This is a genomic window from Coleofasciculus sp. E2-BRE-01 (assembly GCF_040221695.1).
Classification (GTDB): domain Bacteria; phylum Cyanobacteriota; class Cyanobacteriia; order Cyanobacteriales; family Coleofasciculaceae; genus Coleofasciculus.
The window spans coordinates 1-21678 of sequence record NZ_JAVKEA010000121.1; the positions used below are offsets into that span (position 1 = coordinate 1).

General features: G+C 42.9%; 21 protein-coding genes and 2 pseudogenes. 18 read left to right on the forward strand and 5 right to left on the reverse strand.

Annotated features, from left to right (window positions below; translation table 11 throughout):
* Nucleotides 1–141 precede the first annotated feature (141 nt).
* Both RIG66_RS14365 and RIG66_RS14370 read right to left on the reverse strand, forming a co-directional pair.
* The gene (locus RIG66_RS14365) at nt 142–2070 is read right to left on the reverse strand and encodes an ABC-F family ATP-binding cassette domain-containing protein (RefSeq protein ID WP_446379078.1); all 1929 of its coding nucleotides are present in this window, start codon (nt 2068–2070) and stop codon (nt 142–144) included.
* Nucleotides 2071–2416: 346 nt separating this feature from the next.
* Nucleotides 2417–2878, reverse strand: a complete 462-nt coding sequence (locus RIG66_RS14370) for an SRPBCC family protein (RefSeq protein ID WP_446379080.1) — start codon at nt 2876–2878, stop codon at nt 2417–2419.
* A gap of 201 nt (nt 2879–3079) precedes the next feature.
* On the opposite strand from RIG66_RS14370, the gene RIG66_RS14375 reads away from it, so the two are divergent.
* From RIG66_RS14375 to msrA, 4 genes are all read left to right on the forward strand, one after another.
* On the forward strand, nt 3080–3433 hold the full coding sequence (locus RIG66_RS14375; RefSeq protein WP_446379082.1) for a hypothetical protein: 354 nt from the start codon (nt 3080–3082) through the stop codon (nt 3431–3433).
* A 159-nt stretch (nt 3434–3592) separates the two neighbouring features.
* Complete coding sequence (locus RIG66_RS14380; RefSeq protein ID WP_446379084.1) at nt 3593–4159, forward strand: Uma2 family endonuclease; 567 nt, start codon at nt 3593–3595, stop codon at nt 4157–4159.
* Between the two features lie 483 nt (nt 4160–4642).
* Nucleotides 4643–4903: a hypothetical protein gene (locus RIG66_RS14385; protein ID WP_446379086.1), complete on the forward strand. Its 261-nt coding sequence runs from the start codon at nt 4643–4645 to the stop codon at nt 4901–4903.
* Between the two features lie 240 nt (nt 4904–5143).
* Nucleotides 5144–5602: a peptide-methionine (S)-S-oxide reductase MsrA gene (gene msrA / locus RIG66_RS14390; protein WP_446379088.1), complete on the forward strand. Its 459-nt coding sequence runs from the start codon at nt 5144–5146 to the stop codon at nt 5600–5602.
* A gap of 272 nt (nt 5603–5874) precedes the next feature.
* Here the strand turns inward: msrA and RIG66_RS14395 are convergent, their stop codons facing one another.
* The gene (locus RIG66_RS14395) at nt 5875–7518 is read right to left on the reverse strand and encodes a Ppx/GppA phosphatase family protein (RefSeq protein ID WP_446379090.1); all 1644 of its coding nucleotides are present in this window, start codon (nt 7516–7518) and stop codon (nt 5875–5877) included.
* A 152-nt stretch (nt 7519–7670) separates the two neighbouring features.
* Here RIG66_RS14395 and RIG66_RS14400 point away from each other — a divergent pair, with 152 nt between their 5' ends.
* The 8 genes and pseudogenes from RIG66_RS14400 (at nt 7671) to RIG66_RS14435 (ending at nt 14209) form a co-directional block, all read left to right on the forward strand.
* The gene (locus tag RIG66_RS14400; RefSeq protein ID WP_446379092.1) at nt 7671–8555 is read left to right on the forward strand and encodes a 4-hydroxybenzoate solanesyltransferase; all 885 of its coding nucleotides are present in this window, start codon (nt 7671–7673) and stop codon (nt 8553–8555) included.
* Between the two features lie 166 nt (nt 8556–8721).
* On the forward strand, nt 8722–9054 hold the full coding sequence (locus RIG66_RS14405) for a hypothetical protein (RefSeq protein ID WP_446379094.1): 333 nt from the start codon (nt 8722–8724) through the stop codon (nt 9052–9054).
* Nucleotides 9055–9234: 180 nt separating this feature from the next.
* Nucleotides 9235–9561: pseudogene (locus tag RIG66_RS14410) on the forward strand (DUF3891 family protein); the annotation flags it as partial.
* Between the two features lie 228 nt (nt 9562–9789).
* Nucleotides 9790–10962: a hypothetical protein gene (locus RIG66_RS14415; protein WP_446379096.1), complete on the forward strand. Its 1173-nt coding sequence runs from the start codon at nt 9790–9792 to the stop codon at nt 10960–10962.
* A gap of 18 nt (nt 10963–10980) precedes the next feature.
* Nucleotides 10981–12033 (forward strand): hypothetical protein, encoded by a 1053-nt coding sequence (locus tag RIG66_RS14420; protein WP_446379098.1) that lies wholly within the window; start codon nt 10981–10983, stop codon nt 12031–12033.
* A 298-nt stretch (nt 12034–12331) separates the two neighbouring features.
* Nucleotides 12332–12958, forward strand: coding sequence for a heme-binding protein (locus tag RIG66_RS14425; RefSeq protein ID WP_446379100.1), 627 nt, complete (start codon nt 12332–12334; stop codon nt 12956–12958).
* A gap of 207 nt (nt 12959–13165) precedes the next feature.
* On the forward strand, nt 13166–13939 hold the full coding sequence (locus RIG66_RS14430) for a class I SAM-dependent methyltransferase (RefSeq protein ID WP_446379102.1): 774 nt from the start codon (nt 13166–13168) through the stop codon (nt 13937–13939).
* A gap of 9 nt (nt 13940–13948) precedes the next feature.
* A complete protein-coding gene (locus tag RIG66_RS14435; protein ID WP_446379104.1) occupies nt 13949–14209 on the forward strand; it encodes a hypothetical protein in 261 nt (86 codons plus the stop codon).
* Between the two features lie 227 nt (nt 14210–14436).
* Here the strand turns inward: RIG66_RS14435 and RIG66_RS14440 are convergent, their stop codons facing one another.
* Both RIG66_RS14440 and RIG66_RS14445 read right to left on the reverse strand, forming a co-directional pair.
* A complete protein-coding gene (locus tag RIG66_RS14440) occupies nt 14437–15060 on the reverse strand; it encodes a hypothetical protein (protein WP_446379106.1) in 624 nt (207 codons plus the stop codon).
* 163 nt (nt 15061–15223) lie between these two features.
* Entirely contained in the window at nt 15224–15844 is a 621-nt protein-coding gene (locus RIG66_RS14445; protein WP_446379108.1) for a DNA-3-methyladenine glycosylase family protein, read from the reverse strand.
* A gap of 228 nt (nt 15845–16072) precedes the next feature.
* Here RIG66_RS14445 and RIG66_RS14450 point away from each other — a divergent pair, with 228 nt between their 5' ends.
* From RIG66_RS14450 to RIG66_RS14475, 6 genes and pseudogenes are all read left to right on the forward strand, one after another.
* On the forward strand, nt 16073–16570 hold the full coding sequence (locus tag RIG66_RS14450; RefSeq protein ID WP_446379110.1) for a TIGR00725 family protein: 498 nt from the start codon (nt 16073–16075) through the stop codon (nt 16568–16570).
* A 263-nt stretch (nt 16571–16833) separates the two neighbouring features.
* Entirely contained in the window at nt 16834–17433 is a 600-nt protein-coding gene (locus RIG66_RS14455; RefSeq protein ID WP_446379112.1) for a superoxide dismutase, read from the forward strand.
* 119 nt (nt 17434–17552) lie between these two features.
* Complete coding sequence (locus RIG66_RS14460; RefSeq protein WP_446379114.1) at nt 17553–17762, forward strand: hypothetical protein; 210 nt, start codon at nt 17553–17555, stop codon at nt 17760–17762.
* 404 nt (nt 17763–18166) lie between these two features.
* Nucleotides 18167–19030 (forward strand): Npun_R2479 family HD domain-containing metalloprotein, encoded by an 864-nt coding sequence (locus tag RIG66_RS14465; RefSeq protein ID WP_446379116.1) that lies wholly within the window; start codon nt 18167–18169, stop codon nt 19028–19030.
* Nucleotides 19031–19250: 220 nt separating this feature from the next.
* Nucleotides 19251–20213, forward strand: a pseudogene (locus tag RIG66_RS14470) (toll/interleukin-1 receptor domain-containing protein); the annotation flags it as partial.
* Nucleotides 20214–20331: 118 nt separating this feature from the next.
* A protein-coding gene (locus tag RIG66_RS14475; protein WP_446379118.1) for an IS5 family transposase occupies nt 20332–21678 on the forward strand; the annotation gives its coding sequence in 2 pieces (ribosomal slippage) (nt 20332–20406 and nt 20408–21678; 1346 coding nt annotated over the 2 pieces). This gene is flagged as partial in the annotation.

Sequence of the window (21678 nt, forward strand, 5' to 3'; positions counted from 1 at the left end):
ACAAATGACAAATGACAAATGACAAATGACAAATGACAAATGACAAATGACAAATGACAAATGACAAATGACAAATGACAAATGACAAATGACAAATGACAAATGACAAATGACAAATGACAAATGACAAATGACATAAGACTATTCCCCAATTTCCGCCAATTCCAACCAACGTTCTGTGGCTGTATCAATAGTATGAGTCAAGGTTTCTAATTTCTGATAAAGTTCCTGCACCTGATCCACTTTACCAGGAGATGAATTATACAGCGCTTTCTCCACCTCTGCCTTCTCCGCTTCCAGTTGGGGAATTTTATCCTCTAATTCTTCAAACTCACGCCGTTCCCAATTAGAAAGCCGACGCGGTTTCCCATTACCAGACGATTGCGTCTTCGGTGTTTCCCCATTTACAGATGTTTCTGATTTCTGTTGCATCTTAGCATTGGCTTCAGCCGATGCTGCTTCCGCTTCCTTGTAATCCAGATACACAGAATAGTTGCCCGGATACTGACGCAGAATTCCTTCTGATTCTAAGGCAAAAATTTTGTTGACGGTGCGATCTAAAAAATAGCGATCGTGAGATACCACAATCACACAGCCATTGAAATTTTCCAGGTAATCTTCCAATACTGAAAGCGTTTGCACATCTAAATCATTGGTCGGTTCGTCCAAAATTAGCACATTGGGAGCGCTCATTAAGACACGCAACAAAAATAGGCGGCGCTTTTCTCCCCCAGACAATTTATGAATGGGAATATATTGTTGATCCGGTGGAAACAGAAAACGCTCCAACATTTGCGAAGCCGTAATCAGCGTTCCATCCCCAGCTTTCACATATTCTGCTACTTCTTTGAGGTAATCAATCACTCGTTGATTTTCATTGATTGCCGCTAATAAATCATCAGAATGCTGGTCAAAATAGCCGAAGTGAATCGTTGCGCCAATATCCACTTCACCCGAATCAGGCTCAATCCGCCCAGTGATAATATCCATTAACGTGGATTTACCACTACCATTTTCGCCAATAATGCCAACCCGATCATCGGCACTAAATTCGTAGGTAAAGTTTTGGATTAACGTGCGATCGCCGTATCCCTTAGAGACATTCTCTAACTCAATTACTTTATTGCCAATCCGACGGCTGGCTGTAGAAATATCGACTTTGCCTTGAGCCTGTTTAAACTCTTGATCCTGCATCTGATGGATGCGATCAATTCGCGCTTTCTGCTTCGTACTCCGCGCTTTCGGACCTCGTTTGAGCCATTCCAACTCTCGCCGCAATACATTCTGATGTTTCCGTTCTTGACTGATGGCAGTTTCTTCGGCGAGGGCTTTTTTCTCTAAGTAGTAGGCATAGTTGCCATTGTAGGTATAAATATCACCTCGGTCAATTTCAATAATCCGATTCGTGACTTGATCCAAAAAATAGCGATCGTGGGTAATTAATAGAATGGCTCCCGGATAAGATTTTAAATATCCTTGTAACCATTCCACCGACATGGCATCTAAATGGTTGGTGGGTTCATCCATCAATAAAACATCGGGTTCTGATAGTAACGCTGTCGCCAAGGCGATGCGCTTGCGATAACCTCCGGATAAATTACCAATTGGTGTATCAAAGTCTTGAATTCCTAACTTCGTGAGGATAACTTTGGCACTGGTTTCTAAGTCCCAAGCACCTAGAATTTCGATGCGCTGTGTCACCTGAGATAAACGTGCCATAACTTGTTTATCGTCTGAATTTCGTGCCAATTTGTGGGATAATTCCTCATAATCCCGGATGAGTCTCATCTGTTCACCACTATCGGCAAAAATCTGTTCTAATACGGTACGATTTTCATCTAAGTCAGGTTGTTGGGGTAAGTAGGCAATTCTCGCGCCGGGATTGACCAGAAATTGACCACCATCAATGGGTTCGAGTCCAGCAATCATTTTTAATAGAGTGGATTTTCCCGATCCATTTGTACCGATTAAGCCGACTTTATCGTTAGCATCGAGGCTAAAGCTGGCATCTTTGAGGATTTCTTTAATGCCAAAATCTTTTTTAACGGATTGCAGCGTGAAGATACTCATTAAATTTCCAAGTTGATCCTATTTCTAAATTTGCCCTATTTATTGATTGATGGGAAAACAGTGTGTGCGTCTCTGCACGTAAAACTGTTTCATGTCATGTGCAGTTGTATCGTTTGTCTATCATACCTGTAGTTATTGGGACAAAAACCTTACTCTTCTATTCTTTTACCCTTTTACCCCTTCCCCACTCTATACAACCAATGTTACCGGATTTGATATTATCCCTCATCCTTATTTTCACGCTAACACGTTCACATTAAATTCGCGATCGCAACACAGACAGATCCCCGACTTCTTGAAGAAGTCGGGAATTTTGCTTAAGGCTGTAGTAAGTTGACACGGATAGCTACGTCTCCTCCCCGATTCTGCTGCACTCGGTTTGTGTCACCTGATGGCGATAGCTAAATAGTTGTTCAAGTTGGGCGTCTACCCACCAACCCAACAGCCTCTCGACTAGCCATCCTCCCGGTAATCCATATTCAATCCTATCGGTTAAGCGGGTTTTGCCTGCTTCTGGACTAAATTGGTGGCGATGAACCCAATACGCCATCGGTCCTTCCTTCTGTTTATCAGTAAAGATGGAATAGGGTTCGCATTCAATGTGAATCGCTACCCAGCGCAGCGGAATTAGACCAACAAATAGACGAAATTCCGAAATCGCACCCACACCTAACCCACCCTCGCGACGTACAACCTGAACAGGTTGCCAAGGCGGAGTAAGTCGTTCTAGGATATCTAGACGCTCGTGAAAGTTCCAGACAACCTCCACGGGTGCGTCAATGAGCGTGGACTTGCGATAGTGCAACATAAAACTATTATCACTGATTTTTCAGGTTGATTCCCAGCGCGTTGAACTTGGCACGATCTAGGGTATCGTGATGTCATACTCATAAGTTTTGTCTAAGTTCAGTATCAAGTTACACAATACGTCAACGCGATCGCTAACATCTCGTTTCCATACTGAAAACAGCACAGTCAACAGCGTTGAAAACAGGGAATTGGGGGATTTATGACACGGAATTTGACCAAGCTGCAACTGACGAACATCGGCTGGACAGATGGTTTTGCTATTTGGCGAGTCCGGAACCTGAATGATATCGATATTTGCTATAACTGGGATGTTTATGAAACTGGTCAGGCGGGTCAGGGGATTGCTTTAGCCAAATACGATGTATTTTTCTACACGTCTTTAGTCAGAGGACCAAATACAGCGAGAGTATTAGTCAATGGTATCCAGCAAATGGTTAAATCCGCCCATTTAAACTATGCATTTTATCACAGCATTGAACCCCTGCCTGAACCCATTCCTCCTAGTTTAGAACTCCAGAGTCTTGACCAAAAACAGCTTTGTGTAATGATTTAAGTGGTAACAACTAAAGTTAACGGTGGGGAGCGTCATTCGTCATTTGTCATTTGTCATTTGTCATTCGTAAGAGTTTGAGGCTTGTTTACAAAACAAGCGTGAGCGTGCCGTTTTCTTTTGTCCGACTACTTATCAAATCGCTAATCACTCATTATAGCCATGCAACAGTTAGAGAAGAAACTAACACTGAAAGAATTTCTGGCAATGCCAGAGTCAGATGTAACTCACGAATTAGTCAAGGGCGAGGCAGTACCAAAAATGTCACCAAAACGATTTCATTCAGCTTTGCAGAAGACATTGTTATTTATCATCGATAAGTGGTGTCAGGGAAAAGGTGAAGTTTACCCAGAATGGGCGATCGCGTTAAAACGTCGGGGTAAAGACTGGGTTCCTGTGCCAGATTTAACCTATATTTCTTATCAGCGACTACCGACAGACGTGATGGAAGATGAACCTTGTCCAGTTCCCCCAGAATTAGCCATTGAAATTATTTCACAGGGACAAAGATTTGGCACATTGATCGAGAAAGCCACCGATTATCTAGAAGCGGGAGTCTTACGAGTTTGGGTTGTCGATCCCCACGCCAGAAGTATCACCGTTTTCTATCCCGATGCGCCACCGCGAACCTATACGAAAGATATGGTGATCACCGATTCGTTGTTTGAGGGATTAGAATTGACACCGCAGCAGGTATTTGGCGAAGCGAGATTACCTGAGAAGGATTAATCTGCTTTTGAAACTTTATAGCTTGGGTATTTTTTCCTTCTGCCATCTTCTGCCTTCTGCCTTGTTCCAGGTAGTTGATCTATGTTAGGGCTTGCTGCATGAGTGTTGAAACTATTGCCTATTGCCTATTTCCTATGACACCTCTCCCCAGCACAAGACTTATTCAGCAGCCCCTATGTTACTTAGGGCTTGCTGCACAAAGCCCAAACCGCAAAACCCATCAATACTTTGAGCTTTATTGACAGAGGGTTTGATTCAAGGAAATCGGCTAGCATCCTTCAAATATATGGCATCACCTTGCTCAAGAAAAATGTACCCTTGCTCCCCCAGCTCCCCCAGCTTCCCCAGCTTCCCCCGCTCCCCCTCACCACAAGACTTATTCAGCAGACTCTACTTACTCACCAGGCGGTTGGGTAAACCTCACCCCCCAACTCCAGCAGTCACGCTAGGATCTTTACAGAAGTTTACAATCTTAGCGTAACCATGATTAATCTGATCGAATCCACCAAAGACTACTGGAGAAAGCTTGACGAGTTAGAAGCCGCCTACAAGCAAGGCGATGTCTCCATTGAGGAAGTTGATGTTAGAGTGGCTCAACTCATGGATGAACTTGGTCATGAACGTAGAGTAACTTTACGTTCCATAAGGCAAAGTATACTTCGGCTTTGGCAAGAACAACGCGAAACTCTCATTGGCTTCGCCTTTCTAGCAATTTTGACTTATGCTTGGTTCATCTTCAATTAGGCTAAGTCGGTGGAGAAACTTAAAGTGAATGATACTGACTGGTATGCTGGTGGGTAATGCCCACCCTACTAGGCTGGCAAGCTTAAAGTTGTGGGTAAAATTTTTCTGGATCGCTACTCTCATAAGGGTCCCTTGAAAATACTTGACCACCGTTTTAACCTTGCCACGCTACTACGGCATGTCCGTTGATTTCCACCACTATACTTATACCCAGTTATCGGAAAAATAGGTGAATATCTCATGGAAAAAGCGACATTTGGAGCAGGCTGTTTTTGGGGAGTAGAGGCGGCATTTCGTCGATTAAATGGCGTTACTTCTACATCCGTCGGCTATATGGGAGGACATTTTGAGAACCCTTCCTATTTGGATGTTTGTGCCAGAATTACTGGACATGCAGAAGTGGTGCAAGTCGAGTATGACCCGTCTCAGATTTCTTACAATGACTTGCTGAATGTTTTTTGGTCAATTCATGATCCTACCCAATATAATCGTCAGGGACCCGATCGCGGCGAACAATACCGCTCGGTTATATTTTTCCACAATCCTGACCAGGAGAAAATAGCCAGAGACTCAAAGCGCAAACTTCAGATGTCTGGTAAGTATGACCAGGATATTATGACCGAAATTAAACCCGCTTCTGATTATTATTTCGCCGAAGAGTATCATCAGCAGTATTATGAGAAGAAAGGACGACCTTAATTGTCATTCGTCATTCGTCATTCGTCATTCGTCATTCGTCATTCGTCATTTGTCATATCATGTCCTAACGATTGCCCATAATTGCAATGCTGTAATGACAGGGGTTTCAGGCGTTTTTATTAGAGGTGTTTGACCGAACATGATATCAGGTAATAATTGGGTTCGTAGTAGGGAACCTTAGCCCTAGATCCGGTTGGGTTGAGCGAAGTCGAAACCCAACCTACAACCTATTCCATCACTGTAGCTTTGCCACGCTACTACGGTTGCTAGAACTAACTGGGTTGGTTTTCTAGCTGGATGACGACTTTAACGTTATACTCCTCTTCAAACACGACTTTTTTATCCTCTAAACTCCAAACTTCTAAGGCACAGGTATCATTGGGATCTACAGGTGTCAGACGCAAGCACAACTCTTTGTCCTCTGGTATATAGTGGCAGCGTATTTGGGAAATTGCTCCAATCTGTCGGCGATCTAGGGCAACAGCTAAACGTAATAAAGGACTGATTTCTTTGACTAGATGTCGATAGTATTTGTTGGGTAAATTACTGTAATTGTCGTGCTTTTTCTTGGGTGAACTCTTGCGATGGTAGCGAGCCAGGTTAGCAATCACTTCAATTTCAATATCGGTGAAACCCAGTAATTCGCCGTTGCGAATTAGGTAATAGGAATGCTTGTGATGTGAAGAATGACTCACATACAAACCGCAATTATGCAAAATTGCCGCCGCCCACAACAATTCTCGTTCTTCATTTCCCCAATTGTGTAGCTGTCCTTTAGTTTGGTTAAATAAGCTAACGGCAAAGTTAGCCACCCGTTCACTAGAGGCTAAATTAACGTGATATTTTTGCGCGACTTTAATGATATTGCGTTTGCGAACTTCGCCTTGATACCGCAGTCTGTCTTCAATTAAGCCTTGGGAAAGCATCCAGTCTACGATGACTCCCTCTCGCAAAGCGCGTTCCCCGACGGTGAGAGACTGAATGTCTAACATCGTCATGGCTTCTAGTAAAATAATTGCACCTGCAACGATAATTTCGGCTCGTTTATCCGCCAGTCCAGAGAGTTTTTCCCGTTCAGCACAGGTGAGTGAAGTGAGTTGTTTTACGATATCCTTGAGGTCATTGCGGTTGAATTCGTAACCATTCAGGGGACTGGGTATCACCCCTAAGTTTTCTTTGGCGTGAAGGGCAGCTAGGGTTTCAATTGTCCCCGATGTGCCGACTAAACGGGGTTTTTCTCCGGGTTCGATATTGGCTAAAATATCTTCAACGGCGCGTTCGATTCGTCCCCGAATATAGGCTTGTAAATATTGAAACTCGCGATCGCTAATCGGATCGGTGGTAATGAATTCGCGGGTCAAGCGTACTGCACCGACTTTGGTGCTAGTGAGGGAACGGGGGGCGTGACTGTCGCCTAAGATTAATTCCGTTGAACCGCCACCAATATCGATGATGATATGAGGCTGGTTGTTAAACTCCATTCCCGACAAAACGCCCAGATAAATCCGCCGCGCTTCTTCTTGACCGGAAATTAGGTTGACAAATAACCCCAACTGTGAATCAACTTGCTGTAAAAAGGCGCGTCCATTGGGGGCTTCCCGTACCGCACTCGTCGCCACAGCAACCAGCTGATCGGCTTGGAAGCTTTTCGCTAACTCCTGACAACGTTGCAACGCCGCGATCGCACGTTTGATGGCTTGGGGGGTTAAATTTCCGGTGTGGGGATCACGTTCCCCCAGTCGCACCGTATCTTTTTCTTTCGCGATAATCGTAAACGAAGGAAGCGTCGGGTCAATCCGGACGATGACCATGTGAATCGAATTCGTGCCAATATCAATGGCAGCCAGAATGCGATCATTGTCTGTGGTTGGAGTCGAAACTCCTGCTGAATTCCCTTGAGCAGCTAAATCGATCATTCTTGTATTCGGGATTACAACTCTAGCCGTGATGCTACTGATAAAGATAACTTTAAATCTGCTCAAATCGACAGTAGCAAAGTGTTGCGTTATCTTAACGATATAGATTTACACCTAATTTGGTGAAGACCCGATAAAAGACCTGAGCATCGATGCTGACCGACCAACACCCTCCCTCAATACCAACTTGGCTCGCGATCGCGCGGCTTTTGCGCTGGGATAAACCAGCCGGACGCTTAATTTTAATGGTTCCCGCGCTGTGGGCAGTTTTTTTAGCCGCCCAGGGTACACCTCCGATTCCCCTAGTTGGTGTGATTATTCTGGGAACCTTAGCTACCAGTGCGGCGGGTTGTGTAATCAACGATTTGTGGGATCGAGATATTGATCCGCAAGTCGAACGCACCAAAGAACGCCCCTTAGCCTCTCGCGCTCTGTCTGTACAGGTTGGCGTGGTTGTGGCATTAGTGGCGATGAGTTGTGCAGGTATCCTTGCCCTGTATCTTAATCCCTTCACCTTTTTGCTGTGCGTCGCCGCCGTTCCCGTGATTGTATTTTATCCATCCGCCAAGCGCGTTTTTCCGATTCCTCAGTTGGTATTATCCATCGCCTGGGGGTTTGCTGTTTTAATCAGTTGGAGTGCCGTTACTGGGAACTTACAACCCGCCACTTGGTTTTTGTGGGCAGCAACGGTAACGTGGACGTTAGGCTTTGACACTGTTTATGCGATGTCAGATCGGGACGATGACCAGAAGCTTGGGGTTAAGTCTAGCGCCTTGTTTTTTGGAGACTACGCCCCGGAAGCCGTTGGTCTATTCTTTGCCACCACGGTGGGGTTTTTGGCGAGATTGGGGTTTGTCATGCAGCTACACTGGGGTTTTTGGATTGCTTTAGGTGTAGCCACGATAGGGTGGATTTGGCACTATACGCGACTGCGCCAACCTGATATTCCCAAACCCGTTTATGGGGAAATTTTTCGCCAAAATGTCTGGATTGGTTTTGTTCTATTGGCAGGGATGATTGGAGGTTTAGTTTTATAGGGATAACTATACCAAAAGGTAGAAGACAGCAGGTGATTGATTACTGATAAGCTGATGTGCATTGAAATTGTATATCATCTGTTCCCGGTTCCCCGTTCCCTGTTGCCTTTTAAGGATTCAACCGGACATGATATCATTCACATCAACAGCGCTCATTTAAAACATCATGAAAAAAATCCACACCCTATCGGCGGTAATGAGTACCTTAATCCTGGTACTTATGAGCGCACCTAGAGGAAATTCGCAAACGCCTGATGTGACGCCCCAAGAACCGACGAATACCTATCCTCCTGAGATGGTTCAAATTTATATCGAAAACTGTGTTGGCGATCGCCCAGAGGAAATCAGGGCATTTTGTACCTGTACGATTGAGAAGATTCAAGAGACTTACACCCTAGATGAATTCATGCAAATTGGTCAAGACTTGCAAGCGGGTCAGCCCGAACCGGAGGAGTTTAGGCAAATCATCACCTCTTGTGTACCCAATCAAGTTAATTAGGGTCTGCTGAATAATTGGGTGAGGGGAGGGAACAGGTGTCACAGGGAACAGTTTTCATAACTTCAACCAAATTACTCTACGGTATCAGTGGCGGTGTGGCACAGCTAAAATATTGCAAATTAAACCTATACTCAGGGGAATCAATTCAAAATTAGAGTTCTTCGATTTTGAATTCAAATCATGCTACATCGCTTATCAAAAGAGGGACTTATCTGCATCACCCAACCGAACCACGCCTGGGTTTCTGGTGAATTAGCCCGGGCTTGGGGAAATGAACAGTTCGGTCAGTTTGTCCCACCCAAAGAACTCTGTCTCGCCGCCGAACAACATGATATTGGCTGGCTATTGTGGGAACAAGCGCCCACTCTCAACCCCGAAACTGGCTATCCCTATCGCTTTACTGAACTCCCAACCCAAGTCCATATTGATATTTGGACGGGTGCGAAACAGCTAGCAATACCTTGGGGGAGGTATGTGACGCTATTCGTCGGCATCGGAAACGAAGGAAACCATGTTTTACAGTCTTCTGTTAAAGTGGAGTATATCACTATCACATATTTCGCCTAACCCGGTACTATAGCAAAAGGCAGAAGGCTCCAGGATAGAAGGCAGAAGGTTTATTACTTATCAGTTCAGTAGTTGTTTCAGCCGTTAAATCTGCCAGAATCTTTATAATCTTTATGACGACAGCTATAATAGCAAGAGTTTGCTCGGAAACAATAAAGGATAAATCAGATGGATATTTTAAAAGATGAAAGAGTCAATTGCTACTCTGTTATGACTCAATTGACCATAAATGAATACTTAGATATCATAGAAAGAATATACGAAAGTGGTGGTGGAATTGAAGGACAAAGAGATCCTTTAAAAACAAGCACAGCTATTCGTATAAGAAAAAGAATGATTGAAGACTTACAAGCAGGTACAGTACTACCACCTATTGTCTTAGGAGTAGTCGTTTCCGAAGATATATTTTATAGATTAGATAACATAGAAGACAAGGATTTTTGGAAAATAATTGATAATACTTCCAGGAAAAGTATTTCTATAATAGATGGAATGCAAAGAACAACAGCCTTAAAGGAGGCACTAAAAAACTCAAATGAAGAACAAAGTTTAGCAGATAAAAAAATCCGAATCGAATACTGGATTGCTTCAAATACAAATAGCTTAATTTATCGAATGCTTGTTCTAAATACAGGGCAAGTCCCTTGGAATTTAAGAAGGCAACTCGAAATTATCTTTCGCTCAATGATTCAAGAAATACAGGAGAAGGTTCCTTCTATAGAAATATTACAAATTAATGAATCAAAGCGGCGTGCTCGTCCGGGTCAATTTCAAGCAGATCAAGTAATTGAATTATTTTTAGTGTTTGGTGCTAGGAAAGAAAAAATTGACACCAAAGAACGTTTAGCTGATGAATTTACCAAGCAAGACTTTATTGAAGCTACGGCTGATAAAAAATTTACTAGCATGTTTTATGAAATCCTGTATTACCTGGGTGAGTTTGATAAGATTTTTGATAAGTACCGAGGTTCTTCAGAGGTTAAAAATCGTTTTCAAGATGGCAAAGATTTATTCAGTAGTCAACCAGCTAGGGTTGGTTTTGTTACAGCTATAGCTATAGAAGTACTAGGTAGACCTGGCAGGCATTATCCGCCAGATAAACAAAAAAATAAATGGAATTCTATTAAGAAAAATGCTGATAAATTATTAGCAACACTGGAAAACAAAAATAATCATGATATTGGGGAATTTTTAGATCTCAGTACTTTGAATGAGGTAATTGTCCAAAAATCAGGAAAGGTCGGAGATTTTGAAAGAGAATTCTTCTTAAAATCCTTTCGTTTATTAATTGATGAAAACTTTGAAATAGAAACAATGACCCCTTGTTGGAGAGCCTATTAATTTTCTATGTCAAGGAATATGATAGAAGCCAATAAATACATATTTGATTTACTGATAAAATATGTAAAAAAAAGCGATATATCTACTTCAATAGAAGAAAATAAAAGATATATTAAAACAGATTGCAGAGAGAAAGAATGGCTTAAACAGCTAAAGATTGTAGAAAACCAGCCTATTTTGCCGAAGCTTAAAACAGCATCTATAAAATTTGATAAAATAGAATATTTTGTAGTTGTAGGCTGGGACGATTCAGTAGACTTTGAAGAAGAAATAATTAATCCCATTTCTTTAAATGCAGGACTTTTTACAGCATTGATTTTTGATCTGCAAGTTTCTATCCGTCGAAAAGTTAGCGCATACGAAATAGTCGAGAAGATTCTTTATCCAATAGAAGTAGGAGAATCCACGTATTCTGGACATGATTTTAATGAGATAAGTGATTTCTTTGAGCCAATTTATATATACGAAATCCCAGAGGAATCTCCTTTTAAAGATAAAGGAATACAAAGAATATCTGGCTTCTATATTAGCAAAAATATACACCAACTAGCTTTGCCATTTTCTAATGATACAATGAAAATATTTGGTAAAATATTTATAGAAGGTTCTGAAAGTATTCCTTATGAAAATTTACTATTAAGTTTGACTTCTGTCTCATGGAAATATTCATTTCTTGATGTTTATAGATGCATAGAAAGAATATTTTCTATATTCCAACTAGATGAATTATGCCAAAATTTATCTATCTCAATACCACTAGTTAAACTATCTGCTGAAATTGAAAACTCTCTTGGATGGAAACCTAATGAAGAGGATACACTTAATAAAATTTTAGATGATTCTCCAGAAGAGACAATAGAAATATTCAAGGAAGTTAAGCAAGTTATTGATAACACATCAAAAGGCAAAGTCGGAACGTTTTTTTACAAAATACGTAACTCTATTGTTCATTACAGACCAGCCACTCAAGAATCTAAACTAGATTATGAAAATTGGGACAAACTTATAAGAGGTTCTTTATTAGTTATTATGTATTGGTATGAAAGATATAATCTTGAGCCAGGTAAGTAGAAAGCTTCCATATATATTATAGTCTCACTGGGAAGAGCAATTCTGTATTTCCTCTTGCCTGTTGCCTGTTGCCTCTCTCTTGACAAACGTTATTGTCCCTTCACTTGTCACTATTGTTCACAGCCGAAGCAGTAGGAGATGCGATCGCCTTGGCGACGGTGGCATGAGCGCATATATTTCTGTTGAGTGTGGTTTTGAGAGGGGATTGCGATCGCGCGATCGCACTTTGCCAGGACTATAAATCTACCCCCCGGAAGAAGTGCCCGATATAGAATAGAAAGAGTCTCTGAGGTTCCCTGTGAAGCTAAAGAACTTACTGTTACCCCTAGGAATTCTAGCCGTCGTTGCGATCGCCTTCTTTGCCTACGATGCGGCTACAGCTCCCTTGCCAGAAGGATTCCCGCCGCCAACACCAGAGGGAAAAATTGAGGTCAAACACTATCCAGCCTACCGCTCTGCCACAGTTCGCTATTCAGGAGAACTCTCAATGGCAGCCAATAGAGCATTTGACCCTCTCTATCGCCATATCAGTTCTAACAATATCTCGATGACGGCTCCAGTCGAAACCCGTTATCCAGTTAGTACCCTGGAAGCCAATCAAATGGGTACACCCGATGAACAAGGGGAAGCCTTTGTGTCATTCCTCTACCGCAACACGGATATCTACCCCGACGAAATTAGCCAAAACATTGAAGTTGAAGATATTCCACCCATGACAGTCGTCAGTCTGGGGTTAAAAGGCAGTTACGATTACTCCAGCTATCAACAAAATATCCAACGGTTACGAGAGTGGTTAGCACAGCACCCAGAATGGACTGTTGTCGGTTCCCCTCGGCGTTTCTTCTACGATGCTCCTTATGTCCCCGAACCTGCCAAGCGCAGTGAAATCCAAATTCCGATTCGCCGCGTAGAAAGAGAGAGTTGATCAAGTCGAACGTAACTGATGCTAAAGGCGATCGCGTAGCGTACTATAGGCTAGTTATTCGGCTTATGACACATTAGAGTGTACTACTGAGGCACAGCTTCCTTTCTAGTAATAGGAAGTGGCTATATATCAAATTCTTTTCTTTACTCGACAGACTTGTCCAATGTATGATAAGGGCTAAATTTTGGCAAAAATAAGGAAAACATCATGAACGAGGAAAATAAATCGATTCACGAATTCGATTTTAAATTAATCTGCGAATATTTTTCAAGCCTAGAACGACAAGGACCTGGGAGTCCTGAAGTAACGATTCAAGCTTTGAGCTTTATTGATAATCTGACGAATGAATCACAAATTGCTGATATTGGTTGTGGAACTGGTGGTCAGACAATGGCAATGGCTAGTTGTACATCAGGGTATATTACAGGCATCGACTTATTTCCCACCTTTATAGATATATTTAATGTTAACGCCCATAAACTGAATCTTCAGGATAGAGTCAATGGTATTGTTGGTTCAATGGAGAATCTTCCTTTTCAGAATGAAGAATTAGATTTAATCTGGTCAGAAGGAGCAATCTACAACATCGGGTTTGAACGAGGCATAAACGAATGGCATAAGTTTTTGAAGACAGGAGGCTTTATTGGCATTTCAGAGGCATCGTGGTTTACCGAAGAGCGACCTGATGAAATCAACGAATTTTGGCAAGATGCTTATCCGGAAATAGATACTATTTCAAACAAGGTGGCACAAATGCAAAAAGCCGGATATATTCCAATTGCCACTTTTGTCCTGCCCGAAAGTTGTTGGACTGAACATTTTTATACGCCGCAAGTTTCTGCACAAAAAGACTTCTTGAGAAAATATGCAGGCAATAAAACTGCTGAAGAGTTCATAGAAAACCAAAGACATGAAGCTGAATTATATTACAAGCACAAAGAATTTTATGGCTATGCTTTCTATATCGGCAAAAAGATTTAAATTGAACGTATGGAGTTAGCGTTACGGATTGTTAATCCATCCTTGCTTGGTCAATCGATTTGTGGAACAAGAAATGTTACGGTTTCCTATGGTCAATTTGACCAACAGATTCCTCCAGCAACCGTAGAAATACTTATTAAAGGATGGTCAGGGGTTTCTGCTTTCACCTTTAAGAGGGGTCATCGCACGATGGGAACCAAGCTTTTTACCCTTCGCCAAAAGTTTGCAGAATGGCTCGATGTTAAGGTGTCAATTTCGGATAAATTCTAATTATTTTCGGGATTATTGTGAGGTTTTTTTAAGCAGCAGAAATTGAGGAGTATCCACTAAGTAGGTGGGGACAATTAAAGTTAACGGTGGGGATCGTCATTCGTCATTCGTCATTTGTAAGGGTTTGAGGCTTGTTAACATAACTTAACATGGTTGAGTTTATTTCCATCAACCTACTTATCCTTACTAAAATTTATCCATTATCCCTACATACAGCCCGACCCAACCTACGCGATCGCACCCTCAAAATAAATTCTAAATGGTTCAGCAAGAATGCCTAATATTTGATCCAACTGGGTAATGAAATATTCAGTCAAATCAATTTTTACTATCTGATTTTCTAGCATAATAAACTTCCAATTCGTACCCGTTGAAACTGCACCATATACCACTGGCTGTTCCAGCCCATTACGGGCATTAAATATTTGAGCAGCAACCATTTGAGCCACACATTGTCCTAACCCAATGCGGATATCATTATCTTTCGCTTCAACCAATGTTAAAACCGGAGCAGTAACGAGAGATTGATTTTTTGATGCACTTAAGAGAAAATCACAAGCACCCGTTAACCCTTTTGATTCGTCAACATTAAACGTATTACCCGAAAAATAGCCAATTTTATTATTAAACTTACGTCTTACTTCCAATAAAACCGGAGTAATAATTAATTCAGATCTAGCTTTTTCTGTACTGATACTTGCCGCCAAATCTAACGTTTCATCCAGTGTTTCCTTAAGCCGCTGTGAAGGTTCAATGGGTGCAATGTTGCTAAATAAATGAGAAATATCCTCGACTGTTAATTCGAGGCTAGAAACGGCTTGATCAATGGTTTTGAAATCACTGTATGACATATTTCCAGAGTCAGCAGCACTTACAATGCTACTATAATCATTGTGCCACACTCTATTCGGTCAGTGATAAGAAAAGTGCAATTGAGCGAAGCTCAGCGCCAAAGGCGATCGCGCTTACGTTGCTGCTCTTTTTATCGTAATGTTCCCCTCCCTCCAGTAATCCTCAGATTGGCTTTAGATCCAAGCTGCGCCACAAGTACCACGAGGCGATACTGCAATACGGCTTCCACCTTTGTCCGAAGCGTTTTGCCGTTTTGCGGTCAGGAAGTGCCTCAAGATTATACAAGTTACGAATACCTGTACGTATACCCAAGTCATCCACAGGCAAAACATCCCACCGCTTGAGACGGAAAATCAGCAGCATCTGCACTGTCCAAGCTCCAATCCCTTTAACCTGCGTTAAAATCTTGATAATCGACTCATCATCCATAACTTCCAACGCTTCCAGGGTGGGCAATCCATCAATTGAATGACGTGCCAAGTCTTTAAGATAAGCAATTTTCGGGCGTGAAATCCCCACACCTCGGAGAACTTCATCAGGTGTGTCTAGGACATCCTGTGCAGTAGGAAACGGCGTGTCCGGGTAAACCTGGAGAAACCGAGTGTGGATAACATGCGCCACTTTGGTAGACAGTTGTTGGTGCAGAATTGACCGGGACAGGCAAAAAAATAAATTTCCCTCCAACTCGTGCTGATTGAGCTGACATGCACCAATTCGGTCAATCAGTTGTCCCAGAATGGGATCACAATCCTGGAGAAAGTCAATGGCGATCGCGTAATTCATGAACTCTGTTGTTAGAACATCGATTCGGTAGCTACTGTAGGGGCGGGTTTAGGGACATTGTAGGAGCGAGTTTAGGGACTAACATCAGCTATTCACCGATAACGGAATAACAAAACCCGCCCTGATTCCCCAGTCACCGAAATAACCCTAATTAGAGCAGGATGTTGTGTTGCACAAACAATCCCAAATGATATAACTCCAGTAATCAGCCAATTATACTTTCTACCCATGAGAAAAATCGTTGTCGGCGTAATGGGACCCGGTAAAGGGGCTACCGCCACAGACTTAGAACGAGCTTATGAATTGGGACAACGTATCGCCCAGCAGGGATGGGTACTGCTGACGGGTGGCAGAAATGCTGGGGTAATGAATGCAGCAAGTCAAGGGGCAAAAGCCGCAGGTGGCTTAACCGTAGGTATTTTACCCAGTAGTGATACTCAGAATATGTCCGATGCTGTGGATATTGCGATCGCGACGGATATGGGCAGTGGGCGCAATAATATTAACGTTCTCTCCAGTGACGTGGTGATTGCCTGTGGTATTGGTGCAGGAACCGCCTCTGAAATCGCTCTCGCCCTCAAGGGTGGTAAACCTGTGGTATTATTATCCGACCATCACGAAAGTCAAAAGTTTTTTACCAGCCTGTCGCCGGAGACGGTTTTTGTGGCAGTAACCCCAGCCGATGCGATTGACGTTGTGCAGGCGATTGTCCAGAAAAACCATTAACTGTGCGGAACTGGCGCTAAAGCGCAACTACAAACCAAGCGCAACTACAAATCGGCGTCTAACCCGTTTCGCCACGGCTGGATACCACAAACTCAATCATAGACGTAAGGCGATGGCTACCCCTCACAGAAACAATCATATTGTTAATGGTTATTACAACAGGCGTTAATCCCTTGATATAGTAATACTTAACCTAAGGAATACATCTAAAGTCTCGGTTCGTTTTAAGCTAGAACACAGTATTTGAGAGGATAGAACACAATATGGCCTACGCACTTCCTGATTTACCTTACGCTTACAACGCGCTGGAGCCTTACATCTCAGCTAAAACACTAGAGTTTCATCACGACAAGCACCACGCGAAGTACGTCACTAAATTCAACGACATGTCCCAAGCCGCTGGTATGGGTGACAAGTCTATAGAGGAAGTCATTAAGGCTAGCTACAATGATTCGTCCAAGTCAGGGCTTTTCAATAATGCCGCCCAAGCTTGGAACCATACCTTCTTCTGGAACTCCATGAAGTCTGGTGGTGGCGGTGCGCCCAGTGGTGCAGTCGCTGACAAAATCAAGTCTGATTTAGGCGGCTACGATAAGTTCAAGGAAGAATTCAAGAATGCGGCTACAAGCCAATTTGGTAGTGGCTGGGCGTGGCTAGTCCTCGATAATGGCACGCTCAAAGTAGTTAACACCGCCAATGCTGTCAACCCCATTGCTTTGGGAATGACACCGTTGTTAACCTGTGATGTATGGGAACACGCCTACTATCTAGATTATCAAAACAAGCGTCCTGATTTTGTGGAAGCGTTTCTCAACAATCTGATTAACTGGGACTTTGTGAATCAGCAAATGGCTGCGGCTTAACGATAATCCAGTGAAGTTGTTACGTCAGTAACAGTGACTAGCCCCGCCTGATCTGGATATCAGACGGGGCTTTTGGCAGTTTGGGTTCTTGATGTGCGATCGCGCCTATACAGAAAAAAATGAACAGTAAAGACTTAGCCCAATACATTGAAGCGACAGACGGCATTGCCAAGCCTTGGCTGTTAGTGCAATTGCGTTTACGGAAACTCCAAGAGCGTAAAACAACCATGACACCAGATGCCTATACTCGTGAGCTAGCTGAGATTCATCAGGATCTGATGAATCTAGGTGAGTGGTGGCATGGTATTGAAGCAGAGGTGTTTGGCTAATCCTATTCAGATAAACTCTAATTTCCTGTGCTTGTACTTCCCCAGCTTCCCCAGCTTCCCCTGCTCCCCCAGCTTCCCCTGCTCCCCCGGCTTCCCCGGCTCCCAAAGTACATCTTTGGCGAATTGCAATCAGGTGATCCGTCTCACACGGGTTGCCTCAAAGTATCACGTTGAGCGAAACAACGTCATCACAACCTTTTTCGCTATTTTTATTACATTAGAAGTATCGAGTTTGAGAATTTTTCGCTATACCTGTCCTAGGCGTGAAAATCACCGCTTTTAAGCCAAGACGGATTAATGGCAAAGGATAGGATTACTCAACTCTCAGAGAGATTTATCATTATAGTCAACTACTAACTCATAAACTTCGATTGTCCTAACGAGTCCCCTTGAGGTAACCCTCCATGTTTGACACAACCCAAATACTCATCGACAACTTTGTGGATCGGATTCGGGAAGGCTACAGCCGAACTTACGGCGGCTGGAAGTCTGACTATGCTGACATTATCGGCTGGGCGGGCGCCATGGCATTAGAAAATATTGCCAATAGTGACGCTCTCTACCACAATGTTGAACACACCATTTTAGTCACCTTAGTTGGACAGGAAATTCTGCGCGGTAAACATATCCGTGAAGGAGGTATTTCCTGTGAAGACTGGATGCATGCGATTATTTCCCTACTCTGCCATGATATTGGTTACGTTAAAGGAGTCTGCCGACAAGACCGCTTGAGTGAAAACCGCTATGCCACAGGCGTTGATGGGGAAAGGATCAGTTTACCACCAGGGGCGACAGATGCCAGCCTCACCCCCTATCACGTTGATCGCGGTAAGCTGTTTATTGAAGAACGGTTTGGTGGCAATTTACTAATTGATGCCGAAGAAATTAAGCGGAATATTGAACTCACTCGTTTTCCTGTGCCAAGTGATCAAGATCACCTAGACACAAGTAACTGTCCCGGTTTAGTAAGATCTGCCGATTTAATTGGTCAACTCAGTGATCCGCGCTACTTGAAAAAAATTAGTGCCTTATACTACGAGTTTGAAGAAACGGGTGTAAATAAAGCCTTAGGCTATAGTCATCCAGGAGACTTGCGCCAGAACTATTCCAAGTTTTACTGGAGTGGGGTGTATCCCTACATTAAGGACTCATTGCGCTACTTAGAGTTGACGCTAGAAGGGAAGCAAATTGTGGCAAACCTTTATGCCAATGTGTTTGTGGTCGAACATGAACACCCATCCCTCCATGCAACCATTAGCGCAGCATAAAAGATGTAAAAGATTGTAGGGGCACGACATGTCGTGCCCCTACAAATGGTTCAACGGGAAAGCCTGGGTAAGTCTTGATATCCGAGTGTCTCGGTTACATAAAACCAACGATAGGGTTTCAGGTTTTGACAGCAAGCCCTAATTCGCGATCGCTGTTCGAGTCGCATTCAGGTACTTTTGTTATAGTTGTGGATACTATAATAAATCTATCTCAAGTTAGATGCATGAACAGCGTTCTGGCTTCCACAACGGATTTATCTCCTATGGACGAGCCGATAGTAAAGCCTTTGCCTTCAAGCTCTACCAGCACCTGACTGAGTACGGCTTAAAAATTTGGTTTGACTTTGAAAATATTCCGTTGGGGGTAGATTTCCAAAACCAAATTGATGACGGGATTGAGAAAGCGGATAACTTCCTGTTCATCATTGCGCCCCATTCCATCAACTCCCCCTACTGCCGTAAAGAAATCGAACTGGCAATCAAGTACCACAAGCGGATTATTCCGTTGCTGCATGTCGAACAGATTAGTCGCGACACCTGGCAACAGCGGTATCCCCAAGGAACGGATGCTGATTGGGATGCTTACCAAGCAAAGGGACTGCATTCGAGCTTTCCCAATATGCATCCGACAATTGGCAAAATTAATTGGGTGTATTGTCGTCAGGGAATTGACGACTTTGAGCAGTCGTTCTCCGGACTACTAGAACTGTTGGCAAGGCACAAGGATTACGTACATCAGCACACGTATTTCTTGGATAAATCACTAGCCTGGGAACGGCAGCACAAGGGATCACAACATTTGCTCATTGGCAAGGAACGACAGCAAGCCGAAGCATGGCTTAAGGTGCGCTTTAAAGACGAGCAGCCCCCCTGCACTCCAACTGATTTACACTGTGAGTTTATCAGCGAAAGTATCAAAAATGCCTATAACCTGATGAGTCAGGTGTTCCTCTCCTATGCCTACGAAAATGAGGCAGTGATGCGGCAGATTCGCACCAGTCTGTGGCGTGCAGGATTTACGGTTTGGACGAATACCGCTGATATTCAAACAGGAGAAACCTTTGAGGCAGCGATTAAGCAGGGTGTAGCCCAAGCAGATAACTTAGTCTATTTGCTCTCACCTGACTCCCTGAACTCTACCTACTGTCAGCAAGAATTGAACTATGCTTTAGCCCTAAATAGGGCTTGCTGCACAAAGCCAAAACCCTTAGCTAGCAATGCTTAGAACCCTATTGACCGTTGTCCAAATACAAGGAAATCTGGTAAAATCCCTTCATATCCTTGCACCCCTGATCAGGTAGATGTACCGAAAAGTAGACTCAGTGCCTACGGAGCCAGAAAACTTTCAACTCCCCTTTGAGGAAAAGTTATCACGCATATTACCGTTGGGTAATCATGTCGAAGTTGATACCTTGGGAAGAGTTTGAAGAGGAATATGCTAAGAATTTTGCGGTAGATATAGGAGCACCCGCTCTGCCATTTCGGATGGCATTGGGAGCATTAATCATCAAAGAGAAATTAGGAATAAGTGATAGAGAGACAGTTGAGCAGATAAAGGAAAACCCCTATCTACAATACTTTATAGGACAAAATAAGTATAGCAACGAACCCCCGTTTGAGTCATCCCTATTGGTAAGATTTAGAGAAAGAATAAAAGTTGAGCTAATCAACCAAATAAATGAAAGGATGGTGTGTGAGGCATTAAAAAAAAACGAGAATGAGTTACAGAAAAAAAACGCGGAAATAGCAAGAGAAGAAAAAGGGAAGTGCGCCAATAAGGGGAAATTGCTGTCTGATGGGACGGTGGTACCAGGAGATATAAAGTATCCGAATGATTTAGGGTTATTAAACCAAGCCAGAGTCGCCAGTGAAGAAATAATAGACTACCTGTATGAATCCGTCAAGGGGAAAGCAAATAAAAAACCAAAAACTTATAGAAACTTGGCTAGAAAAAATTACTTAAAGGTAGCCAAAAAACAAAGACCTAGAAAAAAAGAGAGGAGAAAAGCGATAAAAAAACAACTGCAATATATAAAGAGAAACTTATCAAGTATAGAGCAGCTAATCCAGGCAGGGGCGACGCTTGAGGGTTTAAGTAAGAGGCAATATAAGAGCTTACTGGTCATTGCCGAAGTCTACCGCCAACAAAAATGGATGTATGACAATAAAGAACAGAGAATTGATAATCGAATAGTAAATTTAAGTCAACCTTATATTCGTCCAATTGTCAGAGGGAAGGCGGGAACTCCGGTTGAATTTGGAGCCAAACTATCTGTAAGTTGTATTGATGGCTATGTATTTTTAGATCGTATAAGTTGGGAAAACTTTAATGAATCAGGAGATTTACAATCTCAAATTGAAGCCTTCAAAGCTCGCACAGGGGTTTATCCCGAATCGGTACATGTCGATAAAATTTATCGCACCCGCTCGAATCGAGCATTTTGTAAAGAGAAAGGGATTAGAATGAGTGGACCTCCCTTAGGAAGGCCTCCAGCCCATGTCAGCGCCGAAAAAAAGAAGCAAGCATTAGAAGACGAGAGAATTCGTAATACTATTGAGGGAAAATTTGGAGTTTCTAAACGTAGATTTAGCCTGAATCGAGTCATGGCTAGACTGCCACATACTTCAGAAACAGCCATTGCTATTAC